We start from the raw sequence: 22684 nt of genomic DNA on the forward strand, positions 1-22684 counted from the left end.
ATTTCTATCCATCAATGATTCGGTTTAACAGATAAAATATAAATCCCCCAATGAGGTGCATTATGAGATATCTAAACACAACAAATCCCCAAAAGCTGTATGGACTATTTTTTTCCATATTGGCAGCGTCAATCGTCATTATAGCCTGTACGGATTCAACAACATCCAAACAGCGGAACCCTGAACCAGCCAAGGCGATAGTGGTGACATCCACCGGCATGAATTTCGATCTGCCTGGTCAGATTCCTTCGGGTTGGACGACGTTTCGCTATCAAAACAAGACGGATATTACCCACTTTTTCGTAATCGAAAAGATGCCAGAGTTTGAAGGCGACCAAAAGACGGTCGAAGACAGCAAAGAAGAGATAGTACCGGTTTTCCAGAACATCATGGATGATATCAACGGAAAAGATCCAAGCTTCCCGGATGCTGGTTTCGAGCTTCCCGAATGGTATCCAAACGTGCTGTTTGTGGGCGGCCCCGGTTTGATCGGCCCTAACGGGACCGCTGAGACCACGATTCGTTTATCACCTGGAACATATGTGATTGAGTGTTATGTGAAGATGCCCGACGGCACATTCCATTCAACGGAGGGAATGATTAAAGGATTAGAGGTCACAGAAGAGATCTCCGATATCGATCCGCCGGATCCCAATGTGGAAATGACACTTTCCAGCACCAACGGCATTGAGGTAGACGGGAATCTGACAGCAGGCGAAAATATTGTAAGCGTCATTTATGATGATCAAAAAGCACAGGAGCATTTCCTCGGTTTTGACGTGCACCTGGCGCGCTTGGAAGACGATACCGACATGGATGAGTTGGGCGCATGGATGAACTGGAGTACGCCAAATGGGCTTACTACAATTGCACCGGTAGAGTTTTTAGGTGGCGCTCAGGAAATGCCTATGGGTGGTACCGCTTACGTTAAAGTAAATCTTGAACCGGGTGAATATGCCTGGATTGCTGAAGTTCCCAACCCCGCCGAAAAGGGCATGCTCAAAACGTTTACCGTGGAATAATTTTTAACCTTCAATAAACAATTACTTATGTATAAGACAAAAACACTGGTTAATACTGCGCCAAAGGCGCTCCCGAGGAGAGGGTTGAGCGTAGCTTTGACGCCGCGGACGCGGAGACTCGAATTTGTTAACGGCAACTGGGAGGTCGTCGAATGGCAGGCCGGCGCTTCCTGCACAATACGTCCAACCCGTGCGCTTTCAAGGTGCCGTTGTCTGAGACGCTGCCGGAGCCGCTTCACTATCGAGTTCGAAGCGCACTTCAAGCACGGCAACCAGCAGCGGGCTGTTGCTACGGTGGAGCCGGAGGGTCGCGGAGGCGCGAGAACGTACGCCGAGGGTCGAGGTCAGCCCCGCCGCCATCTGTCTGAGACCCGGGCAGCGACTGGATGTGATGCCTCATGGATGCCGCGGGCGTAGGAGGCGGCCCTTGACCGCAGGCTGCGGTCAGATCAGCCGGCCGGCGGAACGTTGTGGTTCATCCGGAACAGGTTTTCCGGGTCCCATTTTTTCTTCAACTCAGTCAGGCGATTCCAGTGCTGTCCGTATGCATCCCGTGCCGGTTCATCTCCAACCTCGTCCAGATAGTTTACATACACGCCGTCAGCCGCATAGGGTTTTAGAGCGTTGAATAGTTCATCCGCCCAGGCCATCATTTCTTCATCTCGATTTTCATCGTCCCATTTGGGCACAGCGGTGATACAGAATTTTCGTTCCCGGTGAGGAAAGGCCGTAGCATGCGTATCTCTTCGGGCAATAGCTCCACCCAGCGGCTCCAAAAAGATGCTTGAAAACGGTGAAGGAATAGGTGCCGCTTTTTCAACAAAAGTGTCAATCGCTTCATCGGGTATTGAATCAAAGAACGCCGATCGATAGTAATTGCGATCACCGGACCGGTACATCTCGTCAAGCTCTGAAAGAAGATCCGCGTAGGAGGTAGCTTCGATGCCATCCGAGAGGGGGGTTCCTATTTCTCTAAAAGGTTTAATCACGCTTTCTCCCTCAGCAGGGTTGCCGGCATAAAGTGGATAGAGGCAAAAAACGGTTTCACTTTCTGGTGTATTAAACATAACGGGCATACACTGGAGCTCGTCAGGGGCATCGAGCATGTAGTCCCGCCAGAAACGAAGAAGTCTCGGGGCTTCCTCTATTGGGTGAACTATGGGGCCGGCCAGTACGTCAGGTCCCATCTCGTGAAGCTGAAATTCAAACGAAGTCACAACACCAAAGTTACCGCTTCCGCCCCGTATGCCCCAGAATAGGTTGGGGTATTTATCTTCGCTTGCATGAATCAATTCTCCTTCGGCGGTAACAACATCGACCGAGATAAGGTTATCGCAGGCAAGGCCGTGTTTGCGGGAGGTCCATCCAAGGCCGCCGCCGAGTGTATAACCGGCAATTCCGACGGTTGAAACCGGAGCACCGGTGATAACCAGTCCAAACTTTTGGGTTTCATGATCAAGATCGCGAACGCTGGTGCCGGGTCCTGCCTTTGCTATTTTAATAGTGGGATCTACGTAGATCTCATTCATCAGGGAAAGGTCGATCATTAGTCCGCCATCGCTTACAGCGTGGCCTGCCGCGTGATGACCGCCGCCGCGAATGGAAACGAGCAGTTGATGATCTCGTGCAAAATTAATGGAGGCTATTACATCGCTTGTGTCCTTGCACCGAGCAATGGCCATCGGCTTGCGGTCAATTCTTCCGTTCCAGACTGAACGGGCTTCATGGTATCCCGAATCTCTCGGGAAAAGTAAAGATCCGTGTAATTTTTCTCGAAACTTTTTGATTGCAGATTGATGAACCATTGCGTTTTCCCGTTCATTTAATTCTCTTTATAACACTAATATGGTTTTTTTGCTTAGATTTGGCAATTAAAAAAATTAAATGCAAGCTGTATGGGTCGAGATTCCAAACTATTTTTTAATCCGTATAAATCTTCGGCCTGTAATATTTTTATTTAAACTCCACGACCGTACAGCCCGCTCCACCTTGCTGTATGGGAGCCATCCCGTAACTCTTCACCTCTTTGCGTTTATCCAGATATTCGTGCACCAACCCTTTCAGAATTCCCTCCCCCTTGCCGTGGATGATATGAACCTGCTCTCGTCCCGCCGCTATGGCGTCATCCAGGTAGTTCTGTACTTCCTTCATCGCCTCGCGTCCCCGCATGCCCCGAATTTCGATCTGAGGCTGCACCATCTTATACCGGTTGCCGCCCTCAATAGTTACGTTGATCTGCTGTTTCTCCTTTTTCCGGGGAGCATCTTCCACTTTAATCAGATTGTCATACTTGGTTTTGAGGCGAAGTCCCCCGGCCATAACGACTGCTCTCCGGCCGTTGATCTCCTTGAGCTCGCCGGTGGTCCGGGCATCCCTGAGGCGTACGCGGTCGCCCACTTCCGGCTCGTCAGCAGTATCCCGAACAGCGGGTTCCTCGTCCTCCATTTCTTCGAGTCCGCTATCCACCTGCTCGCGAAACTCCTCCACCTCGCGGCGGGCCTGCCTGATGACTTCCTCATCTTTTTCACCCTGTTGGACAATGCGTTCAACTGCCTGTTCAATCTTTTGGTTGGCGGAATCAATAATTGATTTCGCCTCTTCCAGGGCCTTCTCCCGGATCTTCTTTTCTTCTTTCTCAATAGCAGATCGTTTCTCCTCATAGCGGTGGCGTGCTTTTTCCGTGCCGGATTTTAACGCGTCATATTTCTTTTTAAGCTGTTCGGCTTCCTGGGTTTTGGCTTCAAGCTCGGAAATTAAGGTCTCCATATCTCTTTTGCCTTCGCCCAGCATCCGGCGCGCTTTGTCCAGGAGCTGATGCTGCAGCTGCATTCGCCCGGCAATTTCAAAAGCGTAACTACTGCCCGGAACCCCCTTTTTGAAGCGATAGGTGGGGGAGAGCGTATCCTGGTCAAATTCCATGGATCCATTGACGGCAAAATCGTGCTCGTGGGCAAAAACCTTCAGCGATCCGTGGTGTGTGGTCACCAGTACCTTGGCTTCCCGCGCCATCAGCAGTTCAATCAGGGATTGAAACAGAGCCCCGCCTTCCTCGGGATCGGTCCCGGCGGCCGCCTCGTCAATGAGTACCAGGCTGTGTTTATCGGCATGCCTGATGGTGTGCTTCATCCATTCAAGACGCGAGGAGAAGGTGCTCAGGTCATTTTCAATGGATTGGTCGTCGCCCATATCGACAAATATGCTGTTGTAGACCGGCAGCTCGGAACTATCGCGGGCGGGAATGGCGTAGCCGGACTGGATCATCAGGCAGCAAAGCCCCAGGGTCTTGAGAGCTACTGACTTGCCGCCGGCGTTGGGACCCGTAATCACCAGGCATCGTTCCTCTTCGGAGAGTTCCATATCCAGCGGAACAACCTGTTCCCGCCCGGCCTCCGGAATGTCCCTGTTTTTGAGCAGGAGCAGCGGGTTATAGGCCTCCTTGAGGTAGAGATGCGAGGTTTCGGAAATAACGGGCACGAATCCCTCCAGGTCAATGCTGAGCCGGGCTTTTGAAGCGATGACATCGAGGGTCGTCAGGACGTCGAGGTTTTGACGGATCGCCTCCCGGTTCTGACCGACTTCGGCGGTCAGTGCGCGCAGGATCCGCTCGATTTCACTCTGTTCCTCCGACTCCATCTGACGGATTTCATTGTTGATATTCAACGCCTCGACCGGCTCGAGATAGACCGTTTGTCCCGACGATGAAACGTCATGTACAAATCCCCTGACCTTGCGCTTATACTCGGCCAGGACCGGAATGACCATACGCCCGTTGCGAATCGTGGGACCTTCGTCGGAAGTACGGCCCCGCTTGGAAAGGCGTCCCATTACCCGGTTGATGGTATTGCGCAGGTCATGACGCTTGTTGTTCAATCGTTTCCGGATGGATTGCAGCCGGGGACTGGCATCACTGCGAAGTTCCCCGTTTTCGGTAAGCACATCCTGCAGGGTCTCTTCCAGCTGCGGCAGGGGGATGAGTCCGATGGCAATCTCTTTGAGCTCAGGGTAGCGCTCCTCCCGGTCATCCAGGTACGATTTGATGCGCCGGGACGTAATACAGACCTCCAGGATGTCAATAAAAGCGGGCAGGGGAAGGATCCGGTTTTCGGTACGTGATTTTTTGAGCTGCTCCCTGATATCGTGGAGGTTATACAGGGGAAAGGCCGCGTCATTTTGAAGCAGGTCCATCATCTCCCGGGTTTGGCCGAGCCGCCGCTTGATTACCTGTGGATCCGAGAAGGGTTGCATCCTGGCAAGTTGCTCACGAGCCATAACGGAGCGAGTGTTTTTCAAGGTCGCCGTTCTGACGGTTTCGAATCCGATTTTTTTACTCAGTTGTTCCGGGAATAGATGCATGGACATGAATGATTCGGTTCAACAGCAGGGACCTATGGGATGACACCCTAAAAACTATCTGCTTAACACTATCTGTCAGTATCATGGGTTGTTTGCCTCAAATATAAGCTTATTTGAGCGGAATGATGAATGGGATTTCTTACAACTTTCCCTATCTTTGAGCAAGTTCTATTCCAATAAAATCAAGAATTTATATCCAGCTCACTAACCATGGAGATACCGGTCTGCCAGGTTGATGCCTTTGCACCCGAGGCTTTCCAAGGCGATCCCGCTGCGGTATGCCCGCTCCATGAGCGGTTGTCATACGATATGATGCAGAACATCGCGGCTGAAGAGGGAGAAGAAGCCGATTTCGTATCCCTCTTGTTTGCTCCTGCAGCCGGTATTACTGAAGATCCCGTTACCGGGTCGGCCCATACCATGTTGACGCCCTACTGGAGTACGCGACCGGGCAAGCATGAACCGGGCGGCAGATATCGAAACGATGGGGGACGGTGTTATGTAAGAAAAAGGGCAGCCGGGTGACCCGGGCCGGTAAGGCGTATACCAATATGAAAGAAACGATCAGAATATAGCGCATACAGAATATGATGGAACTGCTGCTTCTTTTTTTGCTGGGGATTCTGGCCGGGATCGTAGCCGGGCTGTTCGGTTTGGGCGGCGGTATCCTGTTTACGCCTATCCTGTTTGTGGTTTTTAACGATGCGGGGATTGCCCAACCCGTGGTATTGACGATCGGCAGTTCCCTTTTCTGTACTTTCATTGCCGCTCTGGGAAGCTCTGTTCGGCAGTATCAGCAGCGCAATTTTTATTGGGGGGAAGGCCTCAGAGTGGGCCTGTTGGGGGCTGTGGGCGTTTATGCGGGCAAGCTCGTTATTACCTCGGAGTATTACAGCCAGCAGGAGTTCGTAATTTTTTTCAGCGTACTTCTGATCTATGTCGCGTATATGTTTTATCGCCGTGGCGCCCGACTGCCTAAAGAGATGCTGCGTAGCAGCAGTCCCCTCTCCCTGCGGGAGTCGACCGTTACCGGCGGACTGGGAGGCTTTGTGGCGGCCCTGGCGGGCATCGGGGGCGGGGGCGTGATGGTGCCGCTGATGAATCTCTGGTACAAGAAGGATTTTGTGAAATCCGTGAGCGTATCATCCCTGGCGATTGTCCTGATTTCGCTCTCAGGGTGGGGACAGCTGGCCTTCTTCAACGGGGAGACCGCAACACTGAGCTCATTTTCCGCCGGTTACGTGGATTTTGGGGCCGCTTTCCCGCTTGCTGCCGGGGGATTGCTGGGCGGTTTCGGGGGCGCGCTGTTTAACCTGAAGATTAAGCGCCGCTACCTGCAATACGGCTTTGCCGTGTTAGCGGTGGCAATGGCGGTTAAGTTACTGAGCGAAGTTTTTTAAAACGGTTTCCACCACGGCATTTATACCATGATATTGACTTATTTCCAAGAGCCGGTTGGTTGAGATCCTCAAGTTCCCTTCCGCTTTGGTAGGGGAGGCAGGCTTTGACCATCGGGAAGGGCAAAGCGGGTGAGGATAATAGCGGTATTGAAATAAAAAAAGGGAGTCCCGTTCAAAAGACTCCCTTTATAGTTTAGCAATCAATCCCGCATATAGCGGGAAGGTAAACTGATATATGTGTATCAGCTTATTTCATCAGAGCAAAGCAATCTAAGTATATCCGTCATCAGCTCGTCCTAATCCATTATTTTGCGGAGGAAAGCCGGCTGGTCGGAATCCGATTTATCTATTCGCTCGCGTCGGTTATTAAGTAATTTATCACCTTTTTGCTGCTTTTTGGATTGCTCATCTTGCTGTTTTTCCTCCTTTTTATCCAGTGAGTGAATGTTCTTGAGTCCCCGGCGGTGAATGGCCGGCTGGTCCATATGCTTAAGGTTTTTCTCCCCCTTGTAAAAAGGCTGGTCAGCAGATTTGGAATAGCGGGTTTGTCCCGTCACCTCACTGGTGGTGGGCATCTTCAGATCGTCTGATGACGACTGCTTGGTTGAACTGCTGCTCTCCTTTTTGTTGGGAGCGACACGGGCCTCGTTGCGGTTATCCGCCAGGTCAAATCCCGTGGCGATGACCGTCACCCGAAGCTCGTCATCAAAACTCTCATCGAGAACGGTCCCCAGGATGATCTCGGCGTCTTCGCCGGCCTCCTGCTGGATGATGCTGGTAGCGGTGGTTGTTTCCTTCATACCCAGGTTGGCACCGGAGGAAATGTTGACCAGCACATTACGGGCCCCGCGGATGCTTACGCCGTCGAGCAGGGGCGAGTTAATGGCTTCGCGCGCAGCTATTTCCGCACGGTCTTCGCCGGTGGCATTGGCGGCACCCATGATGGCCGCCCCCCCGTCGAGCATGGTCGTGCGCACATCGGCGAAGTCGAGATTAATGAGTCCGGGCATCAGGATAAGATCCGAGATACCACGGGTCGCATTATAAAGCACCTGGTTGGCATGCTCGAAGGCTTCAAGCAGGGTGGTATCTTCATCCGCGATATTCATGAGCCGTTCATTGGGAATAACGATAACGGTGTCGCTGTTCTTTTTAAGTTCGGTAATCCCCTCGCGTGCGTATTTCATCCGCTTGGGTCCCTCGCATTCAAAAGGAGTGGTAATAATGCCTACCGTGAGGATGCCTTTCCGTTTGGCAATACCGGACACCACGGGAGCGCCCCCGGTACCGGTTCCGCCTCCCATTCCGGCGGTCACGAAGACCATGTCGGCTCCTTCGATCGCCTCTTCTATTTCATGTCGATTTTCTTCTACGGCTTCACGCCCGATTTCGGGACGTGCACCGGCACCCAGTCCGTTGGTAAGGTTTGCGCCTACCTGGATGGTGATATCGGCTGTGCTGTTTTTAAGCGCCTGGGCGTCGGTGTTCAGTGCGATATACTCTACACTGGTGAGACCTTTATGGATCATGTTGTTGACGGCATTGCCTCCGCCGCCGCCAACGCCCACGACTTTTATTTTTGCGTTGTCCTGACTGTCGATGTCAAAACTAAAACGAGAATTTAAGTTGCTCATAATTGACTCCTTGTTTAGATTGCTTTTTGTTTTTTTACTTGATTGCTATGCTATTATTTATTTTTAAAGTTCTTTGAACCAGCTTTTCATCCGGTCCGCCAGCCGTTCCATCACTTTTTCCACACTGGATCCCTTGGTGGAGGATGGTACGATGGCCTGGTTCTGTGGACCGCTTCCTGTTTTGATGGCGTGCATGACCAGCCCCACGCCGGTGGCAAAAATGGGATTGTTCACTTCCTCGGTTAAGCCCCCGCTGAGTCCCATCGGTTTCCCGACTTTGGCGTCCATGCCGAGCACTTCGTTGGCGAGGGGACATATGTTCTTGATGAGCGATCCGCCGCCGCTCAGCACAACCCCTGCGCTGAGGGCATCGGCATATCCGCTTCGTTTTGTTTCGATGGCAACGATCTCCAGGATCTCTTCCATGCGCGCCTGGATGATTTTGCCTAAAATACTTTTGGTGATCTCTTTAGGGGGACGTCCGGCGATGCCCGGTACTGTGATCGCTTCATCCTCTTCAATCAGGTCGATATAGGCTTCCCCGTGGTTGCACTTCAGCTTTTCGGCCTGGTCGTCCAGCACGCTGAGACCCATGCGGATGTCATCGGTCACTTTTTTACCCGCAATGGCAATGACGGCGGTATGGCGGATGGTATTATCCTGGAAGATAGCCACATCGGTGGTTCCCCCGCCGATATCCACGAGTACGACTCCGGCTTCCTTTTCTTCGTCGTCGAGCACGGAATAGGAGGAGGCCAGCGGCTCCAGAATGATATCGGCCACCTGGTATCCGGCGCGTTCCACGCATCGGTAGATGTTTTTGGCGGCCGAGACGAGTCCCGTGATAATATGCACCTCCGCCTCCATCCGCATGCCGCTCATGCCGACCGGATCACTGATTCCATCCTGTCCGTCGACCACAAATTCCTGGGGGATAACATGAAGAATTTGCTGATCGGTCGGCAGCATAATGCGCTGGCAGTCCTCCAGGAGACGCTCCACGTCATCCACCGTAATTTCGTTGTCTTTGTTATTGATCGTGATGACCCCCTTGCTGCGCATGCTGCGGATATGATCGCCGGCGATTCCCACATTTACGGAGTTTACCTCGATACCCGATGCCAGCTGGGCCTGTTCGACGGCCGTTTTGATGGCATTTACGGTTTTGTCGATGTTGACGACCACCCCGCGGTTGAGTCCTTCGTTCGAGGCCTTCCCCACCCCTAAAATGTGGATTCGATCCTGTGGATCGATTGAAGCAACGACGGCACACACCTTAGTCGTTCCGATATCCAGTCCAACTACAATTCTGTCTTCTTGCTCTTCCATAATGTTATCCACGTACGGTTATATGATTATTTAATCTCAATGTTCTTATGTGTCGTCCTGATCGTGCGCTATGACGCTGAAGCGAGTTCGGTGCAATACACACTGCAGTTTTAAAATTATCATTTCATTGTTCGCGCGTTACGATCTGTTCCTGAAATCTCAGATCGATCGATTGCATGGTTTCAATTCCTTTTTGTTTGATGATTTCTGCGTAAAAAGCTTCCCAGTTTCGCAGCCGGGTGCCAAAATCTTCTTTCCCGAAGATGAGCTTTACGCCATGGTCATTCGTCAGAGCAACAATACCATTCTCCGTCCATGCTACTTCGCTGATGGTTGCGTTGCTGACCGGTTTCTCCCGGAGCCGACCCAAAAAATCGGTGACCGGTCCCGCCTGCCGTCCGCTCAGCGTATCGCCGGGGGAACGGGCATCAAAGCCGTATAAAAGAGGTACATTTACGGTTTTGCCCAGGACCATCGGCAGCAGGATACCGTCGCGGTCGATATACATTTCACTGCCTTCGCCGGTTAGCATCGCGACGGGCTGCCGTTCGGTAATATGTATGGTAATATTGCCGCTGGGTTTCACATCCACGGCCGCCCGTTTCACGTAAGGCATCTGTTCAAAACGGCTGATGATATCCAGCGAATTCAGGCTATCCGGGTGGATACCCGTGGGGATATCGACTTCGCGAAGCTGTTCCCGGGAGACAAAATGATGGCCTTCAAAATAAACTTCCTGTACCTTCATCTGTGCACTCCAGTAGAAACCCGCTACGACGGCCAACCCGAGCACAAAAAGAGCAGCTCCGACCCAGGGGAGCGGATTGATAGTGCCGGTATGTGATTCTTTTTTTGCCATAACTGTCTTAACTGTTGTCTTTCTGTACCCGGCGGTGCCGGGAAAATGATGTTTCAGAAGATGCTGTTCATTGCTTTAGCGCTGGTATTCCGGATTCCAATTCTTCAACAAATGCTTCGCCGTATTTATAGATGTCGCCGGCTCCCATGGTGATGACCACATCGCCGGTTTCGATAATCTCCTTCAGTCGTTCCGGCAGCTTTTCTTTATTGTCCACATAATGCACCTGGCGGTGGCCGTACTCCCTGGCCGCATCCGCAATAAGCTTGCCATCGACGCCTTCAATAGGATCCTCCCGCGCGGGATAGACGTCCGTGATCACGCAGACCTCCGCATCGAAAAAGGAGAGCCCGAACTCTTCGTAGAGTGCTTGCGTCCTCGAATAAAGATGCGGCTGGAATACCGCTATGAGCCGGCGGTTTTTCCAACCCTTCCGGGCCGCGTTCAGTGTTGCCTGGACTTCCGTGGGATGGTGGGCATAATCATCGATCACCATGACGCCACTATGGTCGGCTTTCAGCTGAAACCGGCGGAAGACGCCTTCAAAACGTTCCAGCCCCGATTTTATCTGTTTAAAGTCAATATCGAGTTCAAGTCCCACCGCCACCGCTGCCAGGGCATTGCGTACGTTATGCTCGCCGGGCGCCCGGAGTGTAATACTGCCCATTTTTTCTCCATCATTCACCACCGTGAAAATACTGTTAAAATGGTCGGCCTCGATGTCGGTGGCCCGCACTTTTGCCTGGGGGGTCAGCCCGTAGCTTATGGTACGGCGATCAATGGACGGGATGATACTCCGCACATTGGGATCGTCGAGACACAGCACCACAGCGCCATAGAACGGTACTTTATTGGCAAAGGCTATAAACGCTTCCTTTACGTCCGCGAGGTTGTCATAAATATCAAGATGCTCTGCTTCGATATTGGTGATGACCGCCAGAGAGGGACGCAGCCGGAGGAACGTCCGGTCGAACTCATCGGCTTCAACAATGATGATATCGCCTTTGCCGACAACGGCGTTGGTCTCGGAAAAACTGTGTACCTTGCCGCCGACGATGATCGTCGGGTCAAAATGACCGTCCTGAATCACATGCCCGGTCATGGTCGTGGTGGTCGTTTTGCCGTGCGTCCCGGCGATTCCGACCCCATACTTCATCCGCATCAGTTCTGCGAGCATTTCGGCTCGCTTGATGACGGGCAGACCTTTTTCCATGGCCGCCCTGGTTTCAATATTTTCTTTCGCTTTTACGGCGCTGGTATATACCACCACGTCGGCGCCCTCAATATTTGCCGCATCGTGACCGATTGCGATCTCGGCCCCCAGCTCGCGCAGCCGCTCAATGGTTTCGCCCATATTGGCATCCGATCCGGAAACGATATAGTTCTTCTGCAACAGGATCTCGGCCATGCCGCTCATCCCGATTCCCCCGATCCCGACCATGTGAATATGGCGGGTTCGTCCGAATATGGGTTGTGGTTGAATTTGCTTCGTCATTACTTGCTTGTTTTAATCAGTTGACTATCCGGTTGTACGACAGCGCCGCCCAAAAAGACGCAACAGGTGCGCAGAGCTTCTTTTGGTGTTTTGGGCTCTGTTTTTTTAGCCGTTCTTTGGGTCCTAATGATATCATAGCGGCTGTTTATTGCTTACCAGTGTTATAATTTCTTCGGCAATGGTTTCGGCGGCTTCGGGCTTCGCCAGTTTCAGCGCTGCTTTTTGCATGCTTTTCAACCGCTGCCGGTCGGTTATCAGCTGCCTGACCAACCCGGTCAGCGTTTCACTCAGTTGATCGTCCGCAACCCGTTCGGCCGCCCCTTCCTGAACCATCGACTCGGCATTTCTGGTCTGATGGTCGCCGGCCACGTTGGGCGACGGTACCAGGATGCTTGGCCTGCCGGTCAGGGCCAGCTCCGAGCAGGAGAGGGCCCCGGCACGACTGACCACCAGATCGGCCACCGCGTAGGCTTCCGGCATTTCATGCAGGAAGTCCGTAAGCAGCAGGTTGTCAAAACGGGCCGGCTTTATATCTTCCCGCAGCCGGTCGTAATACCGTTTGCCGCACTGCCAGATAATCTGCAGCTGCATATCATCGTGCAGCGTCGAAACATGGGTTGCCATTGCTTCATTAATACTCCGGGCGCCGCCGCTTCCGCCGAGAATCAGCAGGGTGGACTTATCCGGATCAAAACGGAAGTGCTCGTAGGCTTGTTTCGTATCGGCACTGGTCAGTGATTTTCTCGTCGGGTTGCCGGCCGGCACAACACGATCCTCCGGGAAAAACTGTTCCGCATCTTTAAAAGCCGTAAAAATGAGTTCTGCGCTTTTACCCAGCAGCCGGTTCGTGACGCCCGGAAAACTATTTTGCTCCTGTATAACCAGGGGATAGCCGCTTTTTGCAGCAACCCAGCCCACGGGTCCCGCAACATACCCCCCGCAGGAGATGACAACATCCGGCTTGAAGGTATGGACAATGCGCAGGCTTTGAACCAGGCTGGTGCCCAGCTTGACCGGGAATAGCAGGTTCTTGACGGTTAACCGCCGGTGAAAGCCGCTGATCCAGATACTGGTGATGTCGTAGCCGGCCCGCGGGACCGCTTCCCATTCCATATGATTTTTGGTGCCGACAAAAAGAAACTCCGAGTCGGCATACGCTTTCCCGAGCGCATCAGCAATGGCTATGGCCGGGTATACGTGTCCCCCGGTGCCCCCGGCCGCTATAAGAAACTTCAGCGTACCCCCGGAGGCAGCAGTTGAATCTGCTATGTCAGCTGTATTCTTATGCATAAAACACGCTATTCTTACCGTTACTGTATTTGGAGATATTCATGAGTATTCCGATCATTATTCCTGAAAACAGCGTACTGGTCCCGCCATAGCTTACAAACGGCATCGGTAGTCCCGTGACCGGAAGCAGTCCGCTGGCAACACCGGCATTTACAAAACCGTAGAGGACGATCGCCAGGGTACAGCCCACCGCCATCAGCATTCCGAGGGTATCCGGCGCGTTCTTAGCAATTTTGCCGATACCGCGGAACAGGATGACGGTAAAAAGCAGTAAGAGCAGGACTGCCCCTACCAACCCGTATTCTTCGGCGATAATGGCAAAAATAAAATCATTATAGGGAGCCGGGAGAAAATCGCGCTGGGTGCTTTTGCCGATGCCCACCCCGAACAGTTCCCCCTGGGCGATAGCGATGTGAGCCTGCTGGGCCTGGTATCCTTCTTCGACATTAAACTCATTGCTTTTGATTTGCACGACCTGTTCGATGTAGTTATCAATCCGGCTTTGACGTTCCGGCGACTGCCAGATCAGCAAAGATGCCCCCAGCAGACCGATGATAACCAGGGCGCCCAGCTGTAATGAACTTATACGGCCTACAAACATCAGCAGCATGGAAAGTCCCATAAGGATCGCCGCACTACTGAAATCCTCGATGCCAATGAGTCCGCAGGTTATAACCACCCAAAACATAATGGGAAGAAAAGCGCGCTTGAAATCCTTGATATAGTCCTGTTTTTCATCCAGAAGCACCGAGACATGAATCAGCAGGGCAACGGTGGCAAAGGACGAAGGCTGAAAGGAGAATCCCCCGATATCCAGCGATCGTTTGGCACCGAATACTTCCGTGCCGAAGACCATGACGGCGATGAGAAAAATCCAGCTGATGATCATACCGAAGCGGCTGAACCTGGCCAGGTTGTGATAATTGATTTTTGAGGCGATGAGCATGCCCAGGAAAGCGATACTCAGCTTCAGAATATGTCCCATAACCAGGCTGCCGGCCGAGGTATGCTTGCTTTCCGCAAAAAAGGCAATGGCAGAATACACCGCCAGGGTTCCGAAAATCATAAGCAGGACGACCGACACCAGCAGTACCCGGTCGCTGCCCTGGCTGGGCGTATCGATCTCATCCGGGCTGGTGCCCATGATGGAGGATATGTTGTTATTGGGTGTTGTAAAGATCACTTCGCTGTAAATTCCAAAGGGTTACGTTTCAACGGTCGCACAAATGCGCCTGATGCAGGCATCGGTCGTAAAGGTGGTCGTGGTTGCTGTTTGTCATGTATTCACGGTATTTATAGTCTGTTTACGGCTTTCTTAAATTCATTGCCCCGATGCTGGTAATTCTCATACATATCAAAGGAGGAGCAGGCGGGACTTAGCAAGACGACTTCTCCCCGTTTTGCGTTTCGTTTTCCCAGCCGAACGGCCTCGTTCATCGTATCGGCCGTTTTAAAATGAGGTACGATCGCCTTGAGCTGTTCTTCGATCATCGGCGTTGCTTCGCCGATGGCGATGACGGTGTGTACCTTTTCACGAATCTGATCCGCCAGCTCCCGGTAATCGTTTCCTTTGTCCCGCCCCCCCAAAATAAGGGTGAGGGGCACCTTGAAACTATCCAGGGCATACCAAACGGCATTGATATTGGTAGCCTTGCTGTCGTTGACATATCGCACGCCCCCGACGGTACGGACCTGTTCGAGGCGATGTTCAACCCCTTCAAAAGAGCTGAGGCTTTCCCGGATAACATCGCTTTTGATCTCCGATGCACGGGCGGCCAATGCCGTGGCCAGTCCATTGTTCAGATTGTGTTTTCCCGAAAGGTTTACATCAGTTGTAGGCATCAGAATCTCTTCTTCTCGGTTAAAGGTTAGTATGATCTGTTGATCGCGGACAAACGCCCCGTCGATCCCGGAAAGCTCCTGCCGGCCGGAAAACGCCAGCAGCCGTGGAGCATCTTCTTTTTTTTTAAGGGATTCCACGTGCCCGGCAATGGTCTTGTCGTCATAATTATAGATCAGCCAGTCGCCGGAGGACTGATTTTCCGTGATGCGGAATTTGGCCGCGGCATATTTGTCGAAATTATGCTCGTAACGGTCCAGGTGGTCAGGGGTGATATTCAACAGCAAGCTGATACGAGGATGAAAACTGCGGATATGGTCCAGCTGAAAACTGCTGACCTCCAGCAATACCGCTTGTTTCTCTTGTGCGGTATCGATGGTATCGGAAAAAGCATAGCCGATATTTCCGGCTGTATGATGGTCAATCTCTGCCAGATTCCACGTATGGTCCATCCAGTTGGTGACCGTTGTCTTGCCGTTGCTGCCGGTGACAGCCACGACAGGCGTCCGGTTAAACCAGCTTGCAACTTCAATCTCTGAGAAAACCTCTTTGCCGGAATTCAGGTAACGCTGAACCAGCGGGGCCTCCGTGGGCACGCCCGGACTGAGGACGGCGAAATCGCCCTGCTCCGCCTTTTCGGTGTGTCCCCGGTGCTCAAACGGGATCTCCTGCCCGGCGAGCCGGGAGCAAACGGACGGTTCCAGCTCGTTTCGGTCCGTGACAAACGGCTTTGCTCCTTTCCGTTTCAGCAGGGAAGCGACAGCCAACCCGCTGCGGGCGGCACCGATCACAACGATATGTTTGTTTTGCACGTCCATTATCATCATTATCGCAGCTTCAGGGTTAACAGTCCGAGGATTCCAAGCAGCACGGCTATAATCCAGAATCGTACCACGATCTTGGATTCCGGCCATCCCTTTTTTTCAAAATGATGGTGGATGGGAGCCATCAGAAAAAATCGCCTGCCTTCGCCGTACTTGCGGCGCGTATATTTGAAGTAGGTCGTCTGGATAATCACGGAGAGGGTCTCCAGAAAAAAGATACCGCATACGACAGGCAGCAGCAGCTCTTTGTGGAGCATCAATCCCAGCGCACCAAAGGCCCCCCCGATCGCAAGGGAGCCGGTATCGCCCATGAAAACCGAGGCGGGATAGGTATTGTACCAGAGGAAACCCATACAGGCTCCAACCAGGGAAGCGGTAAAAATCGTCAGTTCCCCGGCGCCGGGCAGGTACATAATATTCAGAAAGCTCGAAAAGTCCGTTCGTCCCGACACATACGCAAAAATCCCCAAAATGAGTCCCGCTATAGCTGAGGTCCCGGCAGCCAGTCCATCAAGTCCGTCGGTAAGGTTGGTGGCATTACTGACGGCGGTAATGACGAAAATGACGACCGGTATATAGATGACCCAGCCCAGGGCTTCTCCCAAAAAGGCATAATCAATATTGACATTCTTCAGGAAAGGGACCGTCGTGAGGGTATTAAATTCCTGAAAATCCGGCCAGAAGTAGAGCACGCAGCCCAGAAGGAGTCCCACGGTCACCTGTCCCGCTATTTTGAGACGCCCGCTGAGTCCCGATTTATCTTTTTTAACGACTTTGATATAATCATCCACAAAGCCGACGACGCCCAATATGAGGGTAACCAGGACGATCATCCAGGTGTAAATGCTGTCCATCCTCATCCAGAGCAGGGCGGGAATAAGCACCGCCAGCAGGATGATGATTCCCCCCATGGTTGGCGTATGAGCTTTGCCCAGGTGGGTGTCGAGGCCTATGTCATCGCGAATAATCTCGCGAAGCTGCATCTGTTCCAGCCACGTGATAATCTGCCGGCCGATCATGATGCTGATAAACAGGGCCATCGCCGCGGCTACCGCAGCCCGGGTCGTAATAAATTCAAACGCACCAAAGCCGGGCGGCTGGTAATTGACTTCAAGCCAGCTGATAAGTTCGTATAACATCAGGTCCCCGCAGGTTTGGTGTTCCCATTCCTGTTCCTGCCGGCTAATGCTTCGCGCGCCACGCTCCGGTCATCGAAGTCGCGGCGCTGTCCGCCAATCTCCTGGTAGGTCTCGTGTCCCTTGCCGGCGATCAAAATAATAGTGTCCTGGTCGGCTTGTCGGATCGCCTGGATGATCGCTTTTTCACGGTCGGCGGTACGGATCACTTTATCCCGGTCTTTGAACCCCTTCATCACCTCGTCAATAATGGCCTCGGGGTCTTCATCCCGGGGATTGTCGGAGGTGACGGTGATTCTGTCGGCATACCGTTCCGCCACGGACGCCATTTTTGGCCGCTTTGCTCTGTCTCGATTGCCGCCGCAGCCGAATACGAGGTGTAGCACCTGCTTATCCTTTTTTATCCCCGAAAGCGTACGTAGCACATTTTCCAGGGCGTCGGGGGTATGGGCATAATCCACCAATACGACCGGGTCGTCGTCCCCGGGTGTTTTGACGCGCTCCAGGCGCCCGGGCGCTCCGGGGGCCCTTTGGAGGGCCTCCGCTATGGCGTCCTCATCAAAGCCGAGGGCCCGGCAAATCAAAAAGGTTTCGGTGAGGTTGTAGGCATTGAATTCGCCCATCAACCCGCTTTTGATTAGTCTTTTGCCGATACGGACGAGGAGTCCCTCCGTACTGTCTTTTAAAATCTGGCATTCCACGTCCAGCGCTTTGTTGAAACTGAACGTGATGGTTTCGGCGGGAGTGCCGGAGATCATAAACAGCGCCTGTTCGTCATCGCCGTTGATAATGGCAGTCGCCTTCTCATCCAGGGATTCAAACAGCCTTTTTTTGGCGCGGGCATAATCCTGCAGGCTATTATGGTAGTCCAGGTGATCGTGGCTCAGGTTTGTAAAGGCCGCTACATCAAAACGGATGCCGTTCACCCGCCGCTGGTCGAGGGCATGGGATGAAACTTCCATCACCAGGTGGGTATGTCCCGTATCCGCCATCTGCCGCATATCCGAAGCCAGTTCGATGGGATCAGAAGTGGTAAGCCTGCTTTTGATAACGCGGTCATCGATATGCTTGCCCACGGTTCCCAGCAGGGCCGCTTTCGTGTCAAGTGTCCGCAATACCTGGTATGCAAGGGTGGATACGGTGGTCTTGCCGTTGGTACCGGTAATGCCGATCACGTTCATCTCATCAGCGGGATTGTTCTCAAAGGCCTGGGCCAGCGGACCGGCCAAAGCCCGCGTATCCGCCACCCTGACTATGGCCACTTGGTTACCCAGAGGGATCTTCTCTTCACAGATAACGACCGAAGCTCCCTTGTCGACGGCCTCTTCCATAAACAGGTGACCGTCTGCCTGCAGGCCCCGGATGGCCATAAAGACATCCCCGCCCGTCACTTTGCGCGAGTCTTGGCGAAGCATACCGATCTCGCCCGGCTCCGGTCCGGAGACGTCCATCGGTTCGCAAAGTGCTATGAGTTGTTTAAAGGTCAAGGTAGTTAATGTCCGGTTGGTTACCGTTACTTACTGACTAAGGTGTTGAGGGTTTTTGATTTGCCGCGGACGGTAATCGTTCGCCCCTTCTTCATCTGGTCGCCGGGGCGCGGAAACTGGGAGTACACCGTCCCCGAGCCGATCATTTTTATGTTAAAGCCTCGTCCGGCAATCAGCCGGGTGGCTTTGCGCATGCTCATGCCTCCCACATCCGGAATAACAGAATATCCCTCGGGCAGATCTGTTTTATCCGCGACTGTCATTTGTTCCGATAACTCGACCGTAACCTCATCGGCAGGGTTCAAAGCGGAGCCGGCGGCGGGATTCTGTGCTGTAATCCAGTCGCCGGCTCCCTCCGCGGTGTATGAAATGCCCTGTTTCTGCAGGAGTAACTTTGCCTCTTCCAGGGTGAGGCCCTGCAGGTCCGGGGCATAGGCCCAGGCTTCGTTTTCAGTGCCCTGTTCTATAATATGTTTTTCAATTTCATTATCCAGTCCCGCAATACGTTTTGCCGTCTGCTGAAACACCGGTCCGGCAGTCCACCCGCCATAGGGAGGATAGGTCTCCGGTTCGTCCAAAATGACGAGAACCACGTATTTGGGGTCGTCTGCCGGAAAAAAGCCCACGAAGGAGGAGCGGTAGGAATTGCTGTATCGCCCGTTAACCAGCTTTTGGGCCGTCCCCGTCTTTCCGGCAATCGTCAATCCTGTAACCTGGGCCTTCTCGGCGGTACCGGAGTCAGAAACCACGCGCTGAAAAGAGGGGTACAATTTTTTTAACGTTTCTTCTTCAGCAATTTGACGGACCACGGTATGCTCCTGTTCCCAGACGAGATTGTCCTCGCTGTCTACAACTTTACGGACCATATAGGGACGCATCATTTGTCCCCCATTCGCAAAAGCGGCGTATGCTTGTGCCAGTTGAATAGGGGTGACCTGCACTTCGTAGCCGATGGACATCCAGGGAAGGCTTACTTTACTCCATTCGTAGGGTTTGGGCAAGCGGCCGGTTTCTTCATTGGGCAGGTCGATATTCGTGGGGGTGCCGAACCCCAGGTTCCGGGCATACTGGTAGAAGATATCGTCGGAAAGCCTCATTGCAATCTGTGAAGTGGCTACGTTGGATGACTGTTCGATCACTTCCGAGAAAGAAAGGGTCCCCAGCGGATCGTGATCCCGCATCCACTGCCCGTGGATCTGAACCTTCCCGTCTTCCGGGGTTTCGAACTCCTCCTCAAAAGATACTTTCCCCTGCTCAACAGCCGTAATGGCCGTAACCAACTTGAACGTCGAGCCCGGTTCGATCATATCCGAAATAGCAAAATTCCGGCGATTGCTTGTATTCAGGGAAGCCGGGTTATTGGGATTGTAGGTGGGGTAGTTTGCCATCGCCTTTACGGCCCCGGTCCCGGGATCCATGACAATGGCTGTCCCGTAGTTCGAATCCGTACGTTCGATCCCCGATTTCAGTTCCTCCTCCACAATGGCCTGGATGTGAGAATCGATGGTGGTATAGAGCGCGTGTCCCCGTTGGGGCTGTTTCCGGGGGGCGCCGACATAGGCGTAAATGCGTCCGTCCCGTCCCCGGCGTACCTGCTGGACCCCATCCTCGCCGTTCAATTCTTCATTGTACTGGTTTTCGAGTCCGGTCATGCCCGTAATCTCATGGTTCACATAACCCAGCGCGTGGGCGGCCAGGGATCCGAAGCTGTAGCGCCGCTCATACTCCTCTTCCAGGATAACGCCGCGTATATCCATCTGCCGAAGCGCCTCGTACGCCCGGGCTTTTATATTTTTGCCCAATACCACGTAGCGCGACCGCTGCGGCGCCGCATTAATTTTTTGCAGATACTGTCCCGACGACTCGTACTGGTATTTCCCGAGCGTATCGCACACCTGCTGAATCTGATCACGGGTGAGCCCGCTTATCTTCGGGTCAATGGCCACTTTATAGGCTACCGTATTCGTAGCGAGCAAGCTGCCGTCATCATCATAGATGTTACCGCGCTGGGCGGGAATAGGGATATAGTCGATTGCCTGTTCGCTCCAGAGCTCCCGAAGTTCCGTTCCCTCCCAAAAGTTAAGGCGAAAGAGCTGCATACCGATGGCACAGGGTACTAAAAGTACCAGCCCGAAAATCACAAACATGCGATTCAATATGCCCGATTGCTCTTTTTGCATCTATTTCTCTACCTCTATCACCTTTTCGGCGGGACCGCCGTTCATGAAGCCCATCTCTTTGGCCTTGTTATAAATTTCGGCCGGACCGATCATCTGGTCGTAGGTAAGGCGGTAATTGCTGTGCAGGCGTTTTGCCTGGTTATATTCGCGCTCGGCCTGCTGTACTTCACGTAATAATTCCTGTGTGGCAAATACATGCTTCAGGTAAAGCATGCCCAGAAGTCCCAACACAACAGCCCCGGTAATAACCTTCCATGGCTTGACTTTTGGGAAAGGGATGCGGCTTCTTTTCCCTTTCCTTTTGTTGACTCTTTTGCCGTAAACCCTTTCGCCGGAACCGGATGTACGCTCAGAAGATTTTTTTTTGCTCTTTTTCTTTTTTCGTTTATTGGGACGCACGTCGTCCTTTTTCAAAGGGGATTTTACCAGCATACTTATACCTCCGGAAGATTGATCTTTTCGGCAACACGCATTTTTGCACTCCGCGCAGCCCGATTCTTATTGATTTCCTCTTCAGTGGGACGAATGATGCCGCCGGATATTTCTTCGATGGGGGTCATCGGGTTGCCGTAAAAATCTTTCTCGATCTTTCCCTCATGATTTCCCGCCTTAAAGAATTTCTTTACAATACGATCTTCAAGGGAGTGGTAGCTGATAGCCACAATACGTCCCCCCGTATGAAGGATCTCAAGAGATTGTTCCAGTCCCTCGCGCAGCATGTCAAGCTCGCGGTTGACTTCAATGCGGATCCCCTGGAATACCCGCGCTACACTTTTGATTTGATGTTTGCCGTACACAACGGCTTCCACAGCCTCGCGCAGTTCGGTAGTGGTTTCGAGGGGACGCCGGTCGATAATTTCGCGCGCTATTTTGCGGCTGAACCGCTCTTCCCCGTAGTGGTAGATCACATCGCGAAGATCTTCGTAGGAGTATTCATTGACCACCTGGTACGCCGTGACTCCCCGGAGGTTACTCATCCGCATATCCAGCGGACCTTCCTCCTGGAAGGTAAATCCCCGCCCGGCGTCGCTGATCTGGTGGGTGGAAACGCCCAGGTCAAAAAGGACTCCGGATACCTCCCCCTGTAACTCCGGGGATAATAATCGTGTGAGGTATCCGAAATTGCCTTTTAAGGGAGAAAAACGGGCATCGTTGCCAATACGGTCATTGGCCGCCCTGAGCGCCTCGTCATCCTGGTCAATACCCACAAGCCGGGCGTCACTATTTAGTTGAGACAACAATGCCAGGCTGTGTCCACCACCGCCAAGCGTAGCATCGACGTAGATACCGCCGGGATCCGTAATCAAGTACTCTACGGACTCTTGCAGCAATACCGGTTGATGCTCATGGTATGTTTCATTTTTGTTCATCGTTGTCATTGTCGGTCATCACACGCTCAAAAAGTTCTTGATACGATTCAAAGTCCAGGCCCGAATCGACTTCATCCAGCTTGGCGGGCGACCATATCTCAATGCGCTCGCCGCTGCCGATAAAGATGGCTTTTCCGTCGATGCCGGCCCAGTCTGTAAGTTGTGAAGGAAGTGGAATGCGGTTCTGATTGTCCAGGGACAGGTCTTCGGCAAAACGCAGGAAATTGCGTTTTACGGTTCGACCCTCTTTGGTAAAGCTGTTAATCCGGGAGAGTTGGTCCTCAACCTTTTGCCATTCATCTTCTGGGTAGAGATAAAGGCAGGGTTCAAGACCTCTCAATATGGTAAAACGCTCCTGCGCCTGGGGATTGAGAGCTTTGCGCAGTTTAGCCGGGAAGCTGACGCGTCCTTTACTGTCTACACTATGTTTATATTGGCCCTTGAAACTAGGCATATAAAAAGACC

The 22684-nt window shown here is 52.7% G+C and carries 18 protein-coding genes; 3 read left to right on the forward strand and 15 right to left on the reverse strand.

The features are described 5' to 3' along the window. Positions 1-62: 62 nt before the first annotated feature. Positions 63-1022 carry a hypothetical protein gene (locus BUB16_RS02145; RefSeq protein WP_073059190.1) on the forward strand — a complete coding sequence of 320 codons (960 nt, stop codon included), beginning with the start codon at positions 63-65 and terminating at the stop codon, positions 1020-1022. Positions 1023-1471: 449 nt separating this feature from the next. Here the strand turns inward: BUB16_RS02145 and BUB16_RS02150 are convergent, their stop codons facing one another. Both BUB16_RS02150 and BUB16_RS02155 read right to left on the reverse strand, forming a co-directional pair. Beyond that, positions 1472-2827 carry an FAD-binding oxidoreductase gene (locus tag BUB16_RS02150; RefSeq protein WP_073059191.1) on the reverse strand — a complete coding sequence of 452 codons (1356 nt, stop codon included), beginning with the start codon at positions 2825-2827 and terminating at the stop codon, positions 1472-1474. A gap of 148 nt (positions 2828-2975) precedes the next feature. After that, on the reverse strand, positions 2976-5381 hold the full coding sequence (locus tag BUB16_RS02155; protein WP_244545623.1) for an endonuclease MutS2: 2406 nt from the start codon (positions 5379-5381) through the stop codon (positions 2976-2978). A gap of 204 nt (positions 5382-5585) precedes the next feature. On the opposite strand from BUB16_RS02155, the gene BUB16_RS02160 reads away from it, so the two are divergent. Together BUB16_RS02160 and BUB16_RS02165 are read left to right on the forward strand one after the other, a co-directional pair. Then, positions 5586-5900, forward strand: coding sequence for a PhzF family phenazine biosynthesis protein (locus BUB16_RS02160; RefSeq protein ID WP_073059192.1), 315 nt, complete (start codon positions 5586-5588; stop codon positions 5898-5900). 62 nt (positions 5901-5962) lie between these two features. Continuing rightward, a complete protein-coding gene (locus BUB16_RS02165; protein ID WP_073059193.1) occupies positions 5963-6775 on the forward strand; it encodes a sulfite exporter TauE/SafE family protein in 813 nt (270 codons plus the stop codon). Between the two features lie 296 nt (positions 6776-7071). On the opposite strand, the gene ftsZ is transcribed toward BUB16_RS02165, so the two are convergent. The 13 genes from ftsZ to mraZ all read right to left on the reverse strand — a co-directional run bounded on the left by ftsZ (position 7072) and on the right by mraZ (position 22673). After that, entirely contained in the window at positions 7072-8409 is a 1338-nt protein-coding gene (ftsZ, locus tag BUB16_RS02170; RefSeq protein ID WP_073059194.1) for a cell division protein FtsZ, read from the reverse strand. Positions 8410-8472: 63 nt separating this feature from the next. Further along, positions 8473-9738: a cell division protein FtsA gene (ftsA, locus tag BUB16_RS02175; protein ID WP_073059362.1), complete on the reverse strand. Its 1266-nt coding sequence runs from the start codon at positions 9736-9738 to the stop codon at positions 8473-8475. 124 nt (positions 9739-9862) lie between these two features. Further along, entirely contained in the window at positions 9863-10597 is a 735-nt protein-coding gene (locus BUB16_RS02180) for a cell division protein FtsQ/DivIB (protein WP_073059195.1), read from the reverse strand. 67 nt (positions 10598-10664) lie between these two features. Further along, the gene (gene murC / locus BUB16_RS02185; protein WP_073059363.1) at positions 10665-12065 is read right to left on the reverse strand and encodes a UDP-N-acetylmuramate--L-alanine ligase; all 1401 of its coding nucleotides are present in this window, start codon (positions 12063-12065) and stop codon (positions 10665-10667) included. A gap of 159 nt (positions 12066-12224) precedes the next feature. Then, complete coding sequence (murG, locus tag BUB16_RS02190; RefSeq protein ID WP_073059196.1) at positions 12225-13382, reverse strand: undecaprenyldiphospho-muramoylpentapeptide beta-N-acetylglucosaminyltransferase; 1158 nt, start codon at positions 13380-13382, stop codon at positions 12225-12227. Next, positions 13375-14526 carry an FtsW/RodA/SpoVE family cell cycle protein gene (locus tag BUB16_RS02195; protein WP_139240162.1) on the reverse strand — a complete coding sequence of 384 codons (1152 nt, stop codon included), beginning with the start codon at positions 14524-14526 and terminating at the stop codon, positions 13375-13377. The genes murG and BUB16_RS02195 overlap by 8 nt, the downstream gene beginning before the upstream one ends. Before the next feature lie 149 nt (positions 14527-14675). Further along, on the reverse strand, positions 14676-16049 hold the full coding sequence (gene murD / locus BUB16_RS02200; protein WP_073059197.1) for a UDP-N-acetylmuramoyl-L-alanine--D-glutamate ligase: 1374 nt from the start codon (positions 16047-16049) through the stop codon (positions 14676-14678). After that, positions 16049-17185: a phospho-N-acetylmuramoyl-pentapeptide-transferase gene (gene mraY / locus BUB16_RS02205; RefSeq protein ID WP_073059198.1), complete on the reverse strand. Its 1137-nt coding sequence runs from the start codon at positions 17183-17185 to the stop codon at positions 16049-16051. Before mraY ends, murD begins: the two co-directional genes overlap by 1 nt. Continuing rightward, on the reverse strand, positions 17185-18669 hold the full coding sequence (locus BUB16_RS02210) for a UDP-N-acetylmuramoyl-L-alanyl-D-glutamate--2,6-diaminopimelate ligase (RefSeq protein WP_073059199.1): 1485 nt from the start codon (positions 18667-18669) through the stop codon (positions 17185-17187). Before BUB16_RS02210 ends, mraY begins: the two co-directional genes overlap by 1 nt. A gap of 26 nt (positions 18670-18695) precedes the next feature. Beyond that, on the reverse strand, positions 18696-20849 hold the full coding sequence (locus BUB16_RS02215) for a peptidoglycan D,D-transpeptidase FtsI family protein (RefSeq protein ID WP_073059200.1): 2154 nt from the start codon (positions 20847-20849) through the stop codon (positions 18696-18698). Further along, entirely contained in the window at positions 20850-21263 is a 414-nt protein-coding gene (locus BUB16_RS02220; RefSeq protein WP_244545624.1) for a hypothetical protein, read from the reverse strand. A 20-nt stretch (positions 21264-21283) separates the two neighbouring features. After that, complete coding sequence (gene rsmH / locus BUB16_RS02225) at positions 21284-22219, reverse strand: 16S rRNA (cytosine(1402)-N(4))-methyltransferase RsmH (RefSeq protein ID WP_073059202.1); 936 nt, start codon at positions 22217-22219, stop codon at positions 21284-21286. Then, positions 22206-22673: a division/cell wall cluster transcriptional repressor MraZ gene (mraZ, locus tag BUB16_RS02230; RefSeq protein WP_073059203.1), complete on the reverse strand. Its 468-nt coding sequence runs from the start codon at positions 22671-22673 to the stop codon at positions 22206-22208. Before mraZ ends, rsmH begins: the two co-directional genes overlap by 14 nt. Positions 22674-22684 lie beyond the last annotated feature (11 nt).

The organism is Fodinibius roseus, from assembly GCF_900129315.1.
Classification (GTDB): Bacteria; Bacteroidota; Rhodothermia; order Balneolales; family Balneolaceae; genus Fodinibius; species Fodinibius roseus.

Excerpts from the sequence above, each read along its gene's own strand:
- BUB16_RS02145 (WP_073059190.1), top strand. The coding sequence starts at position 63 with ATGAGATATCTAAACACAACAAATCCCCAAAAGCTGTATGGACTATTT.
- BUB16_RS02150 (WP_073059191.1), bottom strand. The coding sequence starts at position 2,827 with ATGGTTCATCAATCTGCAATCAAAAAGTTTCGAGAAAAATTACACGGA.
- BUB16_RS02155 (WP_244545623.1), bottom strand. The coding sequence starts at position 5,381 with ATGTCCATGCATCTATTCCCGGAACAACTGAGTAAAAAAATCGGATTC.
- BUB16_RS02160 (WP_073059192.1), top strand. The coding sequence starts at position 5,586 with ATGGAGATACCGGTCTGCCAGGTTGATGCCTTTGCACCCGAGGCTTTC.
- BUB16_RS02165 (WP_073059193.1), top strand. The coding sequence starts at position 5,963 with ATGATGGAACTGCTGCTTCTTTTTTTGCTGGGGATTCTGGCCGGGATC.
- ftsZ (WP_073059194.1), bottom strand. The coding sequence starts at position 8,409 with ATGAGCAACTTAAATTCTCGTTTTAGTTTTGACATCGACAGTCAGGAC.
- ftsA (WP_073059362.1), bottom strand. The coding sequence starts at position 9,738 with ATGGAAGAGCAAGAAGACAGAATTGTAGTTGGACTGGATATCGGAACG.
- BUB16_RS02180 (WP_073059195.1), bottom strand. The coding sequence starts at position 10,597 with ATGGCAAAAAAAGAATCACATACCGGCACTATCAATCCGCTCCCCTGG.
- murG (WP_073059196.1), bottom strand. The coding sequence starts at position 13,382 with ATGCATAAGAATACAGCTGACATAGCAGATTCAACTGCTGCCTCCGGG.
- BUB16_RS02195 (WP_139240162.1), bottom strand. The coding sequence starts at position 14,526 with ATGGGCACCAGCCCGGATGAGATCGATACGCCCAGCCAGGGCAGCGAC.
- murD (WP_073059197.1), bottom strand. The coding sequence starts at position 16,049 with ATGATGATAATGGACGTGCAAAACAAACATATCGTTGTGATCGGTGCC.
- mraY (WP_073059198.1), bottom strand. The coding sequence starts at position 17,185 with ATGTTATACGAACTTATCAGCTGGCTTGAAGTCAATTACCAGCCGCCC.
- BUB16_RS02215 (WP_073059200.1), bottom strand. The coding sequence starts at position 20,849 with ATGCAAAAAGAGCAATCGGGCATATTGAATCGCATGTTTGTGATTTTC.
- rsmH (WP_073059202.1), bottom strand. The coding sequence starts at position 22,219 with ATGAACAAAAATGAAACATACCATGAGCATCAACCGGTATTGCTGCAA.
- mraZ (WP_073059203.1), bottom strand. The coding sequence starts at position 22,673 with ATGCCTAGTTTCAAGGGCCAATATAAACATAGTGTAGACAGTAAAGGA.